17 protein-coding genes are annotated in these 15,409 nt (G+C 40.5%); 7 read left to right on the top strand and 10 right to left on the bottom strand.

The window, feature by feature from the left end; all coding sequences use genetic code 11:
* Positions 1–440 precede the first annotated feature (440 nt).
* From GW828_RS01500 to GW828_RS01485, 4 genes are all read right to left on the bottom strand, one after another.
* Complete coding sequence (locus tag GW828_RS01500) at positions 441–1,127, bottom strand: ChrR family anti-sigma-E factor (RefSeq protein ID WP_182722750.1); 687 nt, start codon at positions 1,125–1,127, stop codon at positions 441–443.
* Positions 1,120–1,782 (bottom strand): sigma-70 family RNA polymerase sigma factor, encoded by a 663-nt coding sequence (locus GW828_RS01495; RefSeq protein WP_124015832.1) that lies wholly within the window; start codon positions 1,780–1,782, stop codon positions 1,120–1,122. Before GW828_RS01495 ends, GW828_RS01500 begins: the two co-directional genes overlap by 8 nt.
* Before the next feature lie 159 nt (positions 1,783–1,941).
* On the bottom strand, positions 1,942–2,532 hold the full coding sequence (locus GW828_RS01490) for an LON peptidase substrate-binding domain-containing protein (protein ID WP_273057064.1): 591 nt from the start codon (positions 2,530–2,532) through the stop codon (positions 1,942–1,944).
* Between the two features lie 58 nt (positions 2,533–2,590).
* Positions 2,591–3,100, bottom strand: a complete 510-nt coding sequence (locus GW828_RS01485; protein ID WP_273057066.1) for a lipocalin family protein — start codon at positions 3,098–3,100, stop codon at positions 2,591–2,593.
* A 258-nt stretch (positions 3,101–3,358) separates the two neighbouring features.
* Here GW828_RS01485 and GW828_RS01480 point away from each other — a divergent pair, with 258 nt between their 5' ends.
* Positions 3,359–4,300, top strand: coding sequence for a chemotaxis protein CheV (locus GW828_RS01480; protein ID WP_124015834.1), 942 nt, complete (start codon positions 3,359–3,361; stop codon positions 4,298–4,300).
* A 49-nt stretch (positions 4,301–4,349) separates the two neighbouring features.
* On the opposite strand, the gene GW828_RS01475 is transcribed toward GW828_RS01480, so the two are convergent.
* A complete protein-coding gene (locus GW828_RS01475) occupies positions 4,350–5,024 on the bottom strand; it encodes a hypothetical protein (RefSeq protein WP_420542411.1) in 675 nt (224 codons plus the stop codon).
* A 238-nt stretch (positions 5,025–5,262) separates the two neighbouring features.
* Positions 5,263–5,622: a DUF2750 domain-containing protein gene (locus GW828_RS01470; RefSeq protein ID WP_182697124.1), complete on the bottom strand. Its 360-nt coding sequence runs from the start codon at positions 5,620–5,622 to the stop codon at positions 5,263–5,265.
* A 498-nt stretch (positions 5,623–6,120) separates the two neighbouring features.
* On the opposite strand from GW828_RS01470, the gene GW828_RS01465 reads away from it, so the two are divergent.
* The 3 genes from GW828_RS01465 (at position 6,121) to GW828_RS01455 (ending at position 8,258) form a co-directional block, all read left to right on the top strand.
* On the top strand, positions 6,121–7,368 hold the full coding sequence (locus tag GW828_RS01465) for a lytic murein transglycosylase (RefSeq protein ID WP_182722752.1): 1,248 nt from the start codon (positions 6,121–6,123) through the stop codon (positions 7,366–7,368).
* 83 nt (positions 7,369–7,451) lie between these two features.
* Positions 7,452–7,934: an FKBP-type peptidyl-prolyl cis-trans isomerase gene (locus GW828_RS01460; RefSeq protein WP_124015838.1), complete on the top strand. Its 483-nt coding sequence runs from the start codon at positions 7,452–7,454 to the stop codon at positions 7,932–7,934.
* Positions 7,935–8,030: 96 nt separating this feature from the next.
* Positions 8,031–8,258, top strand: coding sequence for a DUF3389 domain-containing protein (locus tag GW828_RS01455; protein WP_124015839.1), 228 nt, complete (start codon positions 8,031–8,033; stop codon positions 8,256–8,258).
* Between the two features lie 267 nt (positions 8,259–8,525).
* On the opposite strand, the gene GW828_RS01450 is transcribed toward GW828_RS01455, so the two are convergent.
* Entirely contained in the window at positions 8,526–9,557 is a 1,032-nt protein-coding gene (locus GW828_RS01450; protein ID WP_273057071.1) for a glutathione S-transferase family protein, read from the bottom strand.
* A 211-nt stretch (positions 9,558–9,768) separates the two neighbouring features.
* On the opposite strand from GW828_RS01450, the gene GW828_RS01445 reads away from it, so the two are divergent.
* The 3 genes from GW828_RS01445 to GW828_RS01435 all read left to right on the top strand — a co-directional run bounded on the left by GW828_RS01445 (position 9,769) and on the right by GW828_RS01435 (position 12,838).
* Entirely contained in the window at positions 9,769–10,437 is a 669-nt protein-coding gene (locus GW828_RS01445; RefSeq protein WP_124015841.1) for an alpha/beta hydrolase, read from the top strand.
* Positions 10,438–10,750: 313 nt separating this feature from the next.
* Positions 10,751–12,469 (top strand): bifunctional UDP-sugar hydrolase/5'-nucleotidase UshA, encoded by a 1,719-nt coding sequence (gene ushA / locus GW828_RS01440; RefSeq protein ID WP_124015842.1) that lies wholly within the window; start codon positions 10,751–10,753, stop codon positions 12,467–12,469.
* A 195-nt stretch (positions 12,470–12,664) separates the two neighbouring features.
* On the top strand, positions 12,665–12,838 hold the full coding sequence (locus tag GW828_RS01435) for a hypothetical protein (RefSeq protein ID WP_165870071.1): 174 nt from the start codon (positions 12,665–12,667) through the stop codon (positions 12,836–12,838).
* A 213-nt stretch (positions 12,839–13,051) separates the two neighbouring features.
* Here the strand turns inward: GW828_RS01435 and GW828_RS01430 are convergent, their stop codons facing one another.
* The 3 genes from GW828_RS01430 to GW828_RS01420 form a co-directional block, all read right to left on the bottom strand.
* Complete coding sequence (locus GW828_RS01430) at positions 13,052–13,897, bottom strand: D-hexose-6-phosphate mutarotase (protein WP_273057076.1); 846 nt, start codon at positions 13,895–13,897, stop codon at positions 13,052–13,054.
* 85 nt (positions 13,898–13,982) lie between these two features.
* Positions 13,983–14,597, bottom strand: a complete 615-nt coding sequence (locus tag GW828_RS01425) for a DUF938 domain-containing protein (protein ID WP_182722756.1) — start codon at positions 14,595–14,597, stop codon at positions 13,983–13,985.
* Positions 14,597–15,259 (bottom strand): response regulator transcription factor, encoded by a 663-nt coding sequence (locus GW828_RS01420; RefSeq protein ID WP_182697130.1) that lies wholly within the window; start codon positions 15,257–15,259, stop codon positions 14,597–14,599. The genes GW828_RS01425 and GW828_RS01420 overlap by 1 nt, the downstream gene beginning before the upstream one ends.
* Positions 15,260–15,409: the final 150 nt, after the last annotated feature.

The raw sequence follows: 15,409 nt of genomic DNA, 5'->3' as shown, positions 1-15,409 counted from the left end.
TCATATCAACAGAAATCAATTGAATTTAAAACAATGTACAGAAGCTTGTCTTGGGTTTATTTACGAAGTGAAGTTGAGCAGACTTACAGGTAGGTAACCAAAATTAACAAGAAAACTAAATCTGTGTAGATAATATACTGAGTGTTTGCATATGGCAATAGTCTTTTTCAATTTTTAATCAAATTAATGTGCTTTTCGATTAAAAAATAGCTAATCCTAATGGCATTACTGGTTATTCATAGGATAATTTCACTGCGTTATACAGTTTAGCTCATAAAAATGGATGATGAGGTACCTCATCATCCATTTTCTAAATCATTCTTTTAGAAGAAATTAAACTAATAATCTAACTTATGCCGCCATCATCAGCTAAGTGATAAGTTGGCATACGTAAGCTATCTTTGCAGCGAGCAGTAAATAACTCGCAAGGATATTGATATTTAGTAAATTAGATCACCAATTGGATTTAGTAACTTACTTATACCTTTAGTGAAGTATAAGGGCGCATCGACTACGGTGTAACACAAACAACCATCAATTGTTTTAGGTGAATGTTGGTGCGCTTTATCAAGCAACATAAAATCACCTGGTTTATAAGTGTTATAGCAATCGCTAAACTCTCCTGCCAGTAACAAGGTTAACTCTGCACCTTTATGAGTATGCTCAGGTATTTCACCATTAGCAGCAATGTGCAACAAACTTGCTCTTGCTTGTGGCTCTCCGGTATCAAGTCTTAAACGACTCACTTTACCAATACCTTGCCATGATGCATTGATTTGATTGCGAAATGCTCTTGGTAAAGGGTAATGCTGACCTTTGATGTTGACACTGTTATCTTCTGTCTTGTCGATATTCGTCGGCTGCTCGGCCGCTAATGTATCTAGAGTTGAATTTAATAACTGGCTCAATAATGCGTCTAACTGATCATTATCTTTACTGTTAGTGAATTGTGGTGCTACTGCCGATTCAAATTGCTGTTCAGACATGGCAATTGTCATCTGGTCAAGCTGCTGTTGGCAATGCTGACAAAACTCAGCATGGGCAGAAATTGCAATCGACATGGACAGCGGTAATTCGCCTTTAGCATGGAGAGACAGCATGTGCTGGTCAGGGTGGTAATTAATCATAGTGTTTCTCCATAAAGCTTTTCAATTTTTCTAAACCTAGTCTAAGTCGAGATTTAACCGTTCCAATTGGAATATTAAGTTTGTCTGCAAGCTCTTGTTGAGTCAGCTCTTGCATATAAATACCTTGTACTACTTGGCGTTGTAAGGGAGGTAATTCCTCTACATGCTGCAACAAAGAAGCCGATAATAAGAAGTCATTGTCGTCATTTTCTGCATCATCAGATTCAAACAATGGCCAAATGTCATCACCAAATGCATCTTCGCGGTTATGTTGCACTTTGCGAAGCATGTCAAAGCATTGATTACGCATTATGGTGAAAACCCAAGTGCTTACAGCTGCTTTATCTGCATTATAAAGATGTGCTTTGGTCCATACTCGAGTCATTGTCTCTTGCACTAAATCCATTGCTAAGCCCTGTTGACTTAAACGCTGTACGCCAAAAGAATTAATTTTAGGGCCAAAATGCGAAAAGAGTTTGGCAAAAGAAGTCTTGCATCGATGATTAGCGACTTTCATCATTAATGCAGCGAGTTCATCTGCCATTGGATTTGGTTCGTCTGATTTCATAGCACCGCTTCGTTTAATTAGGGATCTCTGTGCAAGATGTCCCTTATCATAACGATTTTGTGCGCTTTGTGATTGAATATTTTCCATTATTTTCACTCGCATCCAATAATTACGTCATTAAGCATAATTAATTATCTTATCGATGCAGTTGCTAATGTGGCCTAAAAAGACATTAGCAACTTCATTGACAAACAATAGCTATAACCATGTATACGAAAGCTCACTTAATTAAGATCACTCTTGTTATTATTTTATGATATCGAATAAGAATGATTTAGCTAATTGGTGGTCATGACTATTTATACACTGATATTTTTGTTTTGAACTCAATGGGATAATTTCAAGCCAACGCTGGCATACCCAAGACATATCATTAAAACTTTCTTCAGAGTAATGGGCCAGATGCTGCGGATACTGCTGTAAAATTTGCTTTAACGTTTGACTCAGTATTTTATCTTTTTTTCGATTAATCATATTGCTTTGAGCCGGTTCAATTTGTTGTTCAATGATATCGCTTGGCCAAGAATCAATTAAACTGACGTCACCTCGTTTCAAGCCGTCATCATCAACGCTAATGTGGTTAATGGTGAAGGTTTGTTTTCCTTGAACACTGATGCCTAATAAGCCATCGTCAAGCGTCTCAAAGTCGATAATTTGGGTTAACGTACCAATAGGTAGAATGGTTTTTTTATCATCAGCCAGCATACATAAGCCAAACCCAATACCACTCTTTAGTGATTCAGATACTAAGCGTTTGTATCTGAGTTCAAAAATGCGTAATTGGGTATATCCCTGAGGCAATAAGCAAACGGGTAGTGGAAATAATGGGATATTCATAACGGCACCTGTGTCAGATATAACAAATAAACTTACTTAACGTACGTGTAAAAAGAGCTTAACGATCATCTTTTAATGTGCCTTGCTCCACCCAAATTAGATTGTTGGTGTTAATCCCCAATGCTGAGAGTTTGTTTATAAAACCTTGTTTGGTGTTGGAGTTAATCACAGCTGTTCTCGAGAGGATCCATGCATATTGCGTGTTAGGGCCAATCACTAGGGCATCGGTATATTGACCATTCGGAGCTTTGATTACGTCATGTATTTGGTATGCGCCATAAAAAGGACCAAAAAATGACACTTTAAGTAAGCCTTGGTCACTGCCATCAATAAAATAAGCTTTACCATTAGCTTCATCCCATTGCTGTTCATCTTGTTTAAATCCACGGTTAGTCACCACAACCTTGCTTCCTTGAAGTGTATATTGTGCGGTCACATGGGACATATTTCGCTCAAATGAATGATCGAGGCGGGCGATTTCATACCAAGTTCCTAAGTACTGACTTAGCTCAAACGGTTTTACAACAGTGACCGGTTTATCGATTAAGGTACAAGCGGATAAACTCATTATTGAGAGCCATATGCTCAAGTGCCTCAGAGGTTGGGTGATATTTATCATGTATAACCTTTGCAGAAAGTTTGCGAGATGCAACTGCTTGCATCTCTAATAAAATATGATACGAATTAAGGACGCTTTTTGATCTTGTTTAAAGGTTTTTTCTTTTTTTGGGGGATAAATCTTGTTTTAACACTGTTAATAAATCTTTTTTAAGTATAATTAGCGTTAATAATACATTTTTACGTTGTTTGTAGGTGGGACTCGTCCATGAGAAAAGTGCTCGATACGGTTGATCAAAGGACTAAGCTAGTTGGCGAAAATCGTTTAGAACTATTGCTGTTTCGCATTAACTCGACCCAGTTATTTGCCATTAATGTATTTAAAGTTAAAGAGGTGGTTAAGTTACCTCCGCTAAGTAACTTGCCTGGCAGTAACCACAACGTCTATGGTGTCGCTAATATTAGAGGGGTGTCGATCCCGGTGATCAATTTGCGTGAAGCAATTGGTTTTTCACCTATGCCGGTGACTGAAGACAGTAACTTGATTATTACTGAATATAACCGCAGTGTGCAGGGTTTTTTAGTCGGTAAAGTTGAGAATATTGTTAACATGACCTGGAGTGATATTATGCCTCCGCCTAAAACCTCTGGAGGGCATAATTACTTAACCGCGATAACTAAAATAGAAGACCAAGGTCAATCACGATTAGTATCCATTATTGACGTAGAGAAAGTCTTAGCTGAGATCATTAGCTATGATGTGAAGTTGTCAGATGGTGTGCTTGATGAATCTCTGACTTCTCATATGCCAGGGCGTAAGATATTAGTCGTCGATGACTCCTCCACAGCTCGCAAGCAAGTGAGGGACACATTAAGTAAGTTAGGCATTGAGATCCTTGAGGCATCAGACGGGCTACAAGCGTTACGGTTATTACAATCGTGGGCCGATAAAGGTCAAAACGTTGCCGAAGAATTGCTTATGATGATAACCGATGCAGAAATGCCTGAAATGGATGGTTATAAGTTGACTCATGAAGTCCGTAATGATCCCCGAATGGCGGCATTATTTATTACACTCAATACTTCTTTAAGCGGCAGTTTTAACCAAGCTATGGTAAAAAAAGTCGGCTGCAATGAGTTTATTTCTAAATTTCAACCCGACTTGTTAGTGAGTGTTGTTCAAGATCGTTTACGTGCTATTCTTTCATAGGCAATAGCATAAATCGTTAACCAGAGGCACGTATCCAGAGTGGATTGAGTTATTGAGCCGCACCTTGGTCCATATCTTCGATTAACTCATCAAGAATTCGACGCTGGTTTCCAGGGGTAATACCAATATTGAGCCGAGCTATTTTGACCGCATGGCCAAATTGGGCTTTACCCAATAGCGTAATGAGCTGCTGTAAAAAAATACTGTCTAAAGACAATGTTTGGCTGTAGTGGCTAATGGCTTTAGTGAGTGACGTAAACACAATGCCGTCAAATTCAAAACCTGTTTTATATTGACTCAAATCGCCAGCAATCTCGCCATCGAGTAATATACCTTCCAGACTTAATGGCCAACCTCTTGCATTCATTCGACTTTGTGCAATTTGGTACATCATCCAAGCACTTTTTTTAAAGCCTCCAAAAATCATACAGTCAAATTCTGATTGTTCGAGTTCTTCTTCAGTCCAGTTAATTCCAATGGCCAAGTCTTTACGGTATAAATGCATTAAATTGTCTTTTACTGCATCTCGACAATCCCAAATAGAGGTCAGCAGATTTTTCTTGGCTAGCATATGGCATTCTTTACACGCCGGAATCGTTAAAGAGGGGTGGGGAGTGTGAGTCATTCTATAATAATCAAACAATTGATTACTTGGCTCGTTACAAAACCAACATGTATGACGTTTATCAAAAGGAATATCAATCTGTGTAGGCATGGATGCAATACTATTAATGAGCAGTGAAATGATGGCTGAACTTAGTCGCTAAGCGTAAATTAATCTGAGCTTAGGATTATCATACGCAGCGATAACACCAAGCTGTGGCTTGTGAGTTATCACTGCGAATGGCGCTCTTTGAATGACCTACAAAGTCGAACCTAGTGTAAAGAATAACCTTAACAAAAGGTAAAGACGCTGTTTAAAGTGCGCTTTTTATTCCATATTCAGCTTAAATTAGTGACGATTATTCTTTTTCAAAATCGACTAATTCTTTAGCGAGTACGATAGGATCAATTTCTAAGCACTCTTGTTCTGCTTCCCAATTAACACCGATTAGAACGCCATCGTCATTTAAATCACTCACCCAGTATTCTAAGAACTCCGTTAGCGTAATAGTAACCGGATTATAGTCAGCCCATTCATCAGTGCAGTGACTTTTTGCTGCAGCTTCGCTTGACCAAAGTGGCATAACATCTGTTTCTTCAAATTCTGATGAGTCACATACTACCCAACCCTCACCAGTTTCATCTTGTAAGCCCCATAAGACTTGATGTTGTTTTACGCTTTCGATAAAGCTTGATAATGCTGCAGTTTGTTCTGTCATGATTAATCGCTCAAATGAGTTAGAATTAATGTCATTATACGGACTCATTGAATAAGGAAAAGGCTTAATTAATGACAATTATATTTAGGTGGAGACTTAAGCAGTGTTTAAAGGCTAAATTGACTCATTATCTTGTGACTCTGCGGTAAATGAGAGCAGCATAGATAATAGACACATCAAAAGTGTTTCGGTGATAATAGCTAGTGGCTCGTTGTTGTTGCTGCAAGTCTTTATGGCATGGCTCCTATTAAACTAACGTTTAAATGCGATGATTGCTTGGTTTTATGAGGTATTCATAATGGATAAACCATGGGGCTATTTTAAATGCTGCTGTGGTTTTGAGTCGGTTCACCATGATTGCGCACTTGTTAGCAGATTTTTCATTTTTCACTTCGGTTTAGCATAAATAAACAGGGTTTAATGTTAACAGCTCTTGTTTCCTTAAGGCTGATGCGTCACGATATTCAATATTCATTTTGCGTAAATTAAGTGTTGTTCATGGCCCATAAAAGACGTTTATCTGTGTTTATTGCTTCAATGTTTTTATCTAGTACCTTATTAAGTGCTTGTGCGGTATCGGCATCACCCGATCCTGTTGCGGATGTTGCTCCTGCTCAAGAGCAAGCTGATTTTGCAACTTGTGTCGTTACGTTACAGCAAAAAGCTAAAGCCGCAGGGATTTCACAACAGATTATCGACACAACAGTGGCAAATTTAAAGTATGTCCCTAGAGTGATTGAATTAGATAATCAGCAACCTGAATTTACCACCACCTTTGGTGATTACTTTGATAAACGTGTCACTGCGTGGCGAGTTGAGCAAGGTAAAAAAATGTTGGCTGAGCATAAATCATTATTAGCTAAGCTCACAAAAGAGTATGGCGTACCAGGGCAATACATTGTTGCTTTCTGGGGGCTAGAAACTAATTTTGGGAGTTATAAAGGCAGCATGCCTGTGCTTGATTCATTAGCAACATTAGCGTGCGATCCAAGGCGTAGTGATTATTTTACTGGTGAGTTACTGCAAGCGTTGACCTTAAAGCAGCAGTATAATTTTGCCGACAGTAAAATGGTTGGTTCATGGGCCGGAGCTATGGGGCATACTCAATTTATGCCAACCAATTATCGAAAGTATGCGGTAGATGGCGATGGCGATGGTGTTGCTGATTTATGGAACAGTACTGATGATGCACTGACATCTGCGGCAAACTTTTTACAGCATCTAGGTTGGAAAGCAGATGAACGATGGGGGCGTGAAGTGTTGATTCCTAGCGATTATTCTTTTGCTTACTTAGGCGGTAAACATCCTCTACCACTGGTTAAGTGGCGTGAGCTTAATGTTAAGCAAGTTAATGGTCAGCCTTTGTCTACACCAGATATGCAAGCAGCGTTATATTTGCCAGCAGGGCACACAGGGCCTGCTTTTTTAGGATATGACAACTTTAATGTGATAATGCGTTGGAATCGTTCTGAATTTTATGCCATTTCAGTGGGGCATTTAGCCGATCGTATTAATGGTGGTGCGGTATTAACCCGTGCAGTACCTAAACAGCCAAGGCTAAGCCGAGAAACGGTCAAACAAATTCAGCAAAAGCTCAATGATGCTGGTTTCGATGTGGGTAAGCCTGACGGTATTTTAGGGCGTAATTCAGTATTAGGGTTACAAGCTTTTCAACATGAAAAAGGGCTTATTGCTGATGGATTTCCTGATGTAGAGACGTTTACCGCCTTGGGTATCAAACTATAATCAGTATTTTTATGAGCATTTTTTGTGGATGCATTAGTACGCTTTTGCTAAGCTTCGGCAAATTTTTGAATTAAGGAACGATAATGAGCATTAAAGACAATATGGTCGTGCAGTTTAATTACACGCTACGTGATGAAAAAGGCGAAGTACTTGAATCAAACGAAGGTCGTGAGGCGATTGCCTATTTGCATGGTCATGACAACATGATGCCTGGTATTGAAGATGCGATTAATGGCAAAGAAATTGGCGAGAAATTCACTATTACTCCGCCAGCTGCAGATACTTATGGCGAACGTCAACCAGATTCTGAGCAGCGCGTGTCGGTTAAACACCTTGTAGGTGCTAAAGTATGGAAACCGGGCATGGCTGCCGTGGTGAATACTGAGCAAGGCCAGCGTCAAGTGACCATTATTAAAGTCGGTAAGTTTATGGCGACGGTTGATGTTAATCATCCACTTGCTGGCCGTGAATTAACTTTCGACATTGAAATTGTCGGTGCCCGCGATGCATCTGATGAAGAAATTGCCCATGGTCATGCCCATGGCGCTGGTGGTCATCACCACTAGTAGGGGACCGCTTGGGTAAATTGATATTTACTTATGGTTTAACCCTGTATAGATCCCAAGTGAAGACTTGGGATTTTTTGTTTTAAGAGAGTAGATATGATTATTGATTTCTCATTAGGTAAAATTATTGTCACTGTGCATGAAATTCAGTGCCGGTTTCATGATAGCCAATTAGTGCTTACCGCATCCATGGATGACATTAGCTGTTTTCATCAAGGCTTAGTGATTGTTGCCGATGCAGGAACGGTGAGGTGGAGTATTAAACTGGATAATCCAGCGCAATTAGACGCGCTATTGCAACACACTGGCATTCAAGCGCAATAACTTAATTTGTATCGGCTTAGTGGCAAGATGAATGGGAATAGGCTGCTCGGCTATGAGCCTTGATTCACTTGAATGACAAACTGAAAGTATTGACATGCTCTGAGCGATACATGACATGTCAATACGATTACTATCTATTTAACCTCCAACCAAAGCGAACACTCAGTTTGTGGCTTATATTATTGCTGCCGTTTTCGCTGCACTTCTGACTGCGTATTGCCGCGAGTCCATTAAACTCCCAAAGCGTGTTCAAAAACCTATGACAGATTAACCTTGTGGGTGAGATGTTGACGTCATTAGTTGCTCACGGTTATGTGGGCGTAAAAAGTCAATATCAGGCCCAGCAGGGACGATTTGAGTCGGATTAATTTGTTGATGGCTAAAGTAATAATGCTGCTTGATATGATCCATATCGACTGTGGCAGCAATCCCAGGTTGTTGATATAAATCACGTAAATAATCTGAAATATAGGCCATGCTTTCGATTGTATTGCGGTTGGTTTTAAAATGGCCGACATACACATTGTCAAAACGGATCAGGGTAGTAAACAGACGCCAATCCGCTTCAGTAATGCTATCGCCCAATAAATACCGTTTTGTGCTCAAGCGGGTCTCGATGGTGTCCAGCGCCGAGAATAAGGCATCATAGGCTTCTTCATAAGCGGCTTGTGAGGTAGCAAAACCACAGCGATAAACCCCATTATTGATTTTTTCGTAAATGAACTCATTGAGTTGGTTTATCTGCGGTTGTAAGGCTTGAGGATAATAATCGAGTGTATTGCCGGTAATATCATTAAAGGCGGTATTGAACATTCTAATGATTTCAGATGATTCATTACTGACGATAGTGTTGGTTTTTTTGTCCCACAATACTGGTACTGTGACTCGACCATTGTAGTGTGGTTTCGCTAATTGATAGATTTGGTATAAAAAGTCTTTTTGATGTAAAGGATCGGCTTGAGCCCCTGCTATGTGTTGACCAATTTTGCCATCAACAGCATTGGCAAACTCCCAGCCGTTTTCCCGCATATGTGCTTCAACAACAGTAACATCAATAAGTGATTGTAATTGCTTTAATTCTCTAAAGATAAGGGTGCGGTGCGCCCAAGGGCAGGCTAGAGACACGTACAAATGATAGCGGCCTGCTTCTGCAACAAAGCCTGCGTCGCCAGAGGGGCCAGCTTGGCCATCCGCAGTTACCCAATGACGTAATTGCGCATCTTCTCGAACAAACTTACCGCCATTTTCTTCGGTTGCATACCATTGATCGACCCACTGGCCATTTTGCAGTAATCCCATATCTCTTATCTCCTTAGTGGCTTTAGTCTTAGGTTACAACAAATAAAATCGAATAAAAGTGTAATTAATCGCTAGTTTTGTTCGATTAAATTAATTACATTGCCGTTAAGGTTGATTATTTGTGGTGATGGGGTGTGAATAGATCGATGTTAAAAATCAATTGACGTAATATAGCCTGCAATATTTTATTGCATTGATAGGATTGATATATATGTCTTTTAAGCTAGAAAAAATTGTAATCGAGCCGCAAACACCTGCGACAGCATGCGTTATTTGGCTTCATGGATTGGGTGATTCAGGTGCTGGCTTTGCGCCCGTCGTCCCCGTATTAGGCTTAGCTGGTCAGCACAGTATTCGTTTTATTTTTCCTCATGCACCAGAACAAGCAGTGACCATCAATGGCGGTTTTGTTATGCGCTCATGGTACGATATTAAAAGCATGGATTTACACGATCGCGCCGATATACAAGGTGTTATGGCGTCTGAGCAAGCCATCCGTCAGTTAATTGTCGAGCAGATTAATAGTGGTATACCTGCTGATAAAATCGTTTTAGCTGGTTTTAGTCAAGGTGGGGTCATGAGTTTGTTCACCGGGCTGCGTTTTGAACAAAAACTGGCCGGTATTATGGCGTTATCATGTTATTTACCCGGTGGCGAAACATTGCCAGAGCAACTTGCTGATGCTAATGCTCATACTGCTATTTTACAACATCATGGTGAGCAAGATGATGTTGTCCCGATGTTTGCTGGTAAAATGGCTTATGACGCACTGATTGCGGCAGGTTATCAGAGTACCTGGAAAACTTATCCGATGGCTCACAGTGTATTGCCTAATCAACTTGCTGATATTGGTCAATGGTTGCAGCAAGTGTTGAAATAACGCAAGCTCATCACTGTTCTCATATAAAGACAATAATCGTTATTGTCTTTATATAAAAAAATCAATCTATTTAAATGGCTTAGCAGCAAAAATGCTTAAGCCATTTTTTTTACTTTACTTTAACATACCCGTTAACATGGTGATTGTTTTTTACTGGGAACTATTGAGGTGTAAGTTATTGTTAAATAATGTATTAAAAATCACATTCTGTCATAAAAGTGACATCAAAAACCGTCAATCTTTGTTATCATTCTGGCCGTGAATAGGATAATTCACGGATTTAAAAATATAAATTATAACATCGGGGTAAATCATGACAAATATGTTAATTAAAGGATTGGTCGCAACGGCTGTACTAGCAGCGTTGACCGGTTGTGGCAGTGACGACGACAATACCGCTGTCGTTGCACCGACGACGTGTGCCGAAGCTGGTGCAGATTGTAAAATATTTACAGTATTACATACCAATGACAACCACGGTCGTTTTTGGGAAAACGGTGACGGCGAATACGGTATGGCAGCACGTAAAACGCTGATCGATCAGATCCGTGCTGAAGTTAGCTCAAACGGCGGTGAAACGATTTTACTTTCGGGCGGAGATATCAACACTGGCGTCCCTGAGTCAGATTTACAAGACGCAGTGCCAGATTTTATTGGTATGAATGAAATTGCTTATGACGCAATGGCAGTCGGTAACCATGAGTTTGATAATCCACTTGCGGTATTAGATTCACAACGCTCAATTGCTAACTTCCCAATGTTAGCGGCTAACATTTATAAAGCTGATGGCACTCGCTACTTTGATGCTTACAAAGTATTTAATATAAATGGTTTGCGCATTGCTGTGATCGGTTTAACCACTGAAGACACTGCGAAGATTGGTAACCCAGAATTTATCAAAGATTTAACCTTTACCGATCCAACCACTGAAGCAGCAAAAGTGATTGCAGAAATTAAAGCTGCAGATACTGCGGATCTTATTTTTGCAACCACTCATATGGGTCACTATGCTGATGCTATGAATGGTAGTAACGCCCCTGGCGACGTCGCCATGGCTCGTGCTCTAGCAGAAGGTGATTTGAATGCCATTATTGGTGGTCATTCACAAAACCCAGTATGTATGGAACCAGGTACGAACGATTACGCTGACTTTGCTCCTGGCGATGACTGTACGCCTGATATGCAAAATGGCACTTACATTATGCAAGCTCACGAGTGGGGTAAGTATGTCGGTCGTGCTGATTTTGAATATTTCAATGGCGAGCTTCACCTTGCTAGTTACAAGTTAATCCCGGTTAATTTGAAAACATCAGTGACTGATGCAGATGGCAATAAAACGAAAGTATTGGTTGCTGATGAAATCGCCGCAGATGCAGACTTAAAACAACTACTTTCTTATTATCAAGAACGTGGTCAAGGCCAACTTAGTGAAGTGATTGCTACCACCGATGGTTTATTAGACGGCGAACGTGCAAATGTACGTAATATGCAAACTAATTTAGGCCGTTTGGTTGCAGAAGCGCAACGCACTAAAGTCGGTGCCGATATCGGTGTAATGAACTCTGGTGGTGTGCGTGCTTCAATTGCTGAAGGTGATATCTCTTACCGTGACGTGTTAACCGTGCAGCCTTTTGGCAACATGGTAACGTTAAGCACTATGACAGGTGCAGAAGTCACTGAGTACTTAAACACTGTAGCATCTTTCCAACGTGGTTCTGGCGCATATGCACAAATCACCGGTGTGAAAATGACAGTAGATTGTACTGCTCAAACAGTTGCTATCAGTGAAATCAATGGTAAAGATTACAGTGCCACTGACTCATACAGCTTTACTGTACCAAGTTTCAATGCTGCTGGTGGTGATGGCTATCCTGAGCTTGCACCAATTCAAACAGGTTATGTTGATGCAGAAGTGTTATACACTTTCTTCAAAGATAAAGGCACCATTGCGGCTGCAGATTATGCTCCAATGGGTGACATTGTTTATGAAAACTCAAACAGCCCACTAGGTTGTGAAGTAACAGCAAACTAATTAGCCTCAATTTGGGTAAACAGATGGTATAACCATTTCTTATCTCGACCAAAGGTACGATTGCAAAAAAGGCAGCTGAAGCTGCCTTTTTTATTGGCTGCTATTTAGTTGACTTACAGTGGATTAAAGGGCTAATGTGATTGGAGAATATAGTGACTGATGAACAGTTCATTGATTGGGTTGAGAGAAATTAATATGACAGGTATCTACAGAGTCGTGGTCTTAATCGCATTAATTGCGCTGGCGTTGACATGTTATTTAGCCGGCAGCCAAACCGGGGCGGTGACATTTTTTGTGGCTGGAGGATTACTTGAAACCGCTTTTTGGTTTGGTTTGTTTCGAAAATCTACCAATCGAACCATTAGTTAATTCTAACCGCTAAGCTGATTAGTCATTTTACGATAAGCGATTAGCTCTATGTGAGCGATATCCTTAATGCTACTAAGCAACATGCGATAATCAACTGGCAGCCGAGGCTGCCTGTTGATTATGCTGAAGTCAAATTAGCTTGATAACTGCGTGTTTCATCAGTCTATGGCTGACATGATTAGCCACAATTAAGTGATATTATTTCCAGCCTATTTATTTCCAACCGATATGAGTGGTTAACGTGTGGGTTTGTCCTGGCGCTAACTCTATGCTGTCGTCTCGCACGTTGGCTGCTTCTAAACAGACCATGGTTAAGTAATCATCATGATTAAACCGAGATAGGCGGGTTGATTTGTCTATCCAAGGGTTCCATAACACTGCGGATTGGCTGTTTTCCCGGCTCACCACAATCGTTCCATTTGGAGTATGTAATTCCTGAATGGGCGCTAGTTTGGTATAAACTCTATCGGTTTCTCGATCAAATTTAACCACATCGTCGACTTGTTCAAAAGGTCCTTGATCAAATTCAATGTATTGTGAACCGCTAAATCCACTGGCCTTAAGTTGGTGAATATCTTCTATGGGGAAATAGCTATGCAATGCTTGTGTGAGCTCGATGTCGTAATCTGCATTGTTAATATTGATGATGCTTACCGATAATGTTTCACCTAAGTTAAATAGCACCTTCACTTGGGTATTATGCGGCCAATACTGCTTATCTATTTCGCTGGCGGGCAGGGCAAACAGCAACGCAACAGATTGATCGCCCATGTTGATGGATTCTAATGACCAAATCTTATTGCGCGCAAAACCATGCTGCGGAAAGCCTTGGATATCGCTCATCCCAAACCAAGGCCAACAAACTGGAATTCCACCTCTGATGCCATTGCCTGGTTGGTAATCGTCGGCACTTGATACCCATAAAAGTGGTGATTTTCCACTGGGTGTAAATTGATCTATTTGCGCCCCTTGCAAAAAAATACGCGCTTGGCAAAACGCGGTATCGACAGCAACATAATCGAGACCATTGGCATGTCTCTTGGTGGTAACTGAACCCATAATCTGTGTCCTTATATGTGTGAATCCAAGCCGATAGCTTATAAATGAACAGAAGCAATTAGCTTATTGGTTAAATGATTTGGGCTTACTTAATAAAATGCAGTAAACGATTATTGGCTGGCATAGCAATGTCTTCTCGAAGCGTTAGCCCTTGCTGCTGTGCTAATTGACAGATCCATTCGATATCGCGGATGCCGCTTTGGGGATTATTGTGTTGTAAAGACATATTGAACTGTCGATTACTGTCACTGGTAAATTGGCCTTGGTAATTGAACGGACCATAAATAACTAATGAGCCAGCGTTTACCAATAGATTACCCACGCCAATAAAAAATGCTTCAACCATCGTCTTACTCATAATATGCAGCGTATTAGCACTGAATATCGCATCGACATTTGATGTCAGTTGCGGCCAAGGCTGGGTGACATCTAATTCAATAGCGGGCTGTAAGTTTGGTGATGCTTGCAAATTGAGACGAGCTTGCAAATTAGGCAGATAATGCCGTTGATCGCTTGGTTGCCAGCGGATATGCGGAAGATGGTTAGCAAAATACACGCTATGCTGGCCAGTACCACTGCCTATTTCAAGCAAATGAACGCAACTAGGAAGCCACTTTGTTAATAGCGTTAATATAGGCTGCTGGTTATTTTCACAAGCTTGCGAAAAAGGTAGCTGTTGTAACGTTAATGATTGAGGCATTACGAGATATCAATTCTATCCATTTCTAATTGTTGTAATGCTATCACCGCTTGAGTGCGATTGCGAACACCCAATTTGCGAAATATTGCCGTTGCATGAGCCTTGATGGTGGCTTCTGATACCCCAAAATCATAAGCAATTTGTTTGTTGAGTAACCCTTCGGCAAACATCTGCAGTACGCGATATTGCTGTGGGGTTAAATCAGATAGACGTGAGGCCATTTTGTCAGTTGGATCATCAGAAACCGGTACAATTTGGGTACCTTTGGGTAACCAAATATCACCATATAACACCGCGTTTAATGCTTCTTCCAACACTTCCATAGACGCTGACTTCGGAATGAATCCGCTACTACCATAATGTATTGCTCGGCTTATGGTATTGATGTCTTCGTGGGCAGAAATCACCACCACAGGAATGTCTGGATGATGGGTTCTAAGGTGGATTAACGTTGAATAACCGTGAGAGCCCGGCATCTGTAGGTCAAGTAAGATTAAGTCAAACGGTTGGTCTTTCTCATCAAGGACATGTTGTAATGCCTCGGCACTATCAGCCTCAAACCATTGCGTGTGTTCAAAGGCATTACTCAGCGCTAGCCTTAAGGCATTACGGAATAATGGATGGTCATCTGCAATAATGATATTTAAATTTTCGAGCTTCATGGCGTTTTTTATTCTATGTTGCACGTGAAGATAAACTCAATGTAACAGAAAAGTAATCGAGTATTCTATTGCTTTGTGCAAGATTATCATTGATTTGAATAAAAACAATCAAACTATAGACTTTAGTCTAGTGAGCGAAATGATGATGCA

Source organism: Shewanella vesiculosa (genome assembly GCF_009994065.1).
Classification (GTDB): domain Bacteria; phylum Pseudomonadota; class Gammaproteobacteria; order Enterobacterales; family Shewanellaceae; genus Shewanella; species Shewanella vesiculosa.
The sequence above is the reverse complement of the archived record's forward strand: the minus strand, read 5'-3'. Positions and strand labels throughout refer to the sequence as shown.

What these genes read in the sequence shown, in the direction of transcription:
- GW828_RS01500 (WP_182722750.1), bottom strand. Translation starts at nt 1,127, where the DNA reads ATGATTAATTACCACCCTGACCAGCACATGCTGTCTCTCCATGCTAAA.
- GW828_RS01495 (WP_124015832.1), bottom strand. Translation starts at nt 1,782, where the DNA reads ATGGAAAATATTCAATCACAAAGCGCACAAAATCGTTATGATAAGGGA.
- GW828_RS01490 (WP_273057064.1), bottom strand. Translation starts at nt 2,532, where the DNA reads ATGAATATCCCATTATTTCCACTACCCGTTTGCTTATTGCCTCAGGGA.
- GW828_RS01485 (WP_273057066.1), bottom strand. Translation starts at nt 3,100, where the DNA reads ATGAGTTTATCCGCTTGTACCTTAATCGATAAACCGGTCACTGTTGTA.
- GW828_RS01480 (WP_124015834.1), top strand. Translation starts at nt 3,359, where the DNA reads ATGAGAAAAGTGCTCGATACGGTTGATCAAAGGACTAAGCTAGTTGGC.
- GW828_RS01470 (WP_182697124.1), bottom strand. Translation starts at nt 5,622, where the DNA reads ATGACAGAACAAACTGCAGCATTATCAAGCTTTATCGAAAGCGTAAAA.
- GW828_RS01465 (WP_182722752.1), top strand. Translation starts at nt 6,121, where the DNA reads ATGGCCCATAAAAGACGTTTATCTGTGTTTATTGCTTCAATGTTTTTA.
- GW828_RS01460 (WP_124015838.1), top strand. Translation starts at nt 7,452, where the DNA reads ATGAGCATTAAAGACAATATGGTCGTGCAGTTTAATTACACGCTACGT.
- GW828_RS01455 (WP_124015839.1), top strand. Translation starts at nt 8,031, where the DNA reads ATGATTATTGATTTCTCATTAGGTAAAATTATTGTCACTGTGCATGAA.
- GW828_RS01450 (WP_273057071.1), bottom strand. Translation starts at nt 9,557, where the DNA reads ATGGGATTACTGCAAAATGGCCAGTGGGTCGATCAATGGTATGCAACC.
- GW828_RS01445 (WP_124015841.1), top strand. Translation starts at nt 9,769, where the DNA reads ATGTCTTTTAAGCTAGAAAAAATTGTAATCGAGCCGCAAACACCTGCG.
- ushA (WP_124015842.1), top strand. Translation starts at nt 10,751, where the DNA reads ATGACAAATATGTTAATTAAAGGATTGGTCGCAACGGCTGTACTAGCA.
- GW828_RS01435 (WP_165870071.1), top strand. Translation starts at nt 12,665, where the DNA reads ATGACAGGTATCTACAGAGTCGTGGTCTTAATCGCATTAATTGCGCTG.
- GW828_RS01430 (WP_273057076.1), bottom strand. Translation starts at nt 13,897, where the DNA reads ATGGGTTCAGTTACCACCAAGAGACATGCCAATGGTCTCGATTATGTT.
- GW828_RS01425 (WP_182722756.1), bottom strand. Translation starts at nt 14,597, where the DNA reads ATGCCTCAATCATTAACGTTACAACAGCTACCTTTTTCGCAAGCTTGT.
- GW828_RS01420 (WP_182697130.1), bottom strand. Translation starts at nt 15,259, where the DNA reads ATGAAGCTCGAAAATTTAAATATCATTATTGCAGATGACCATCCATTA.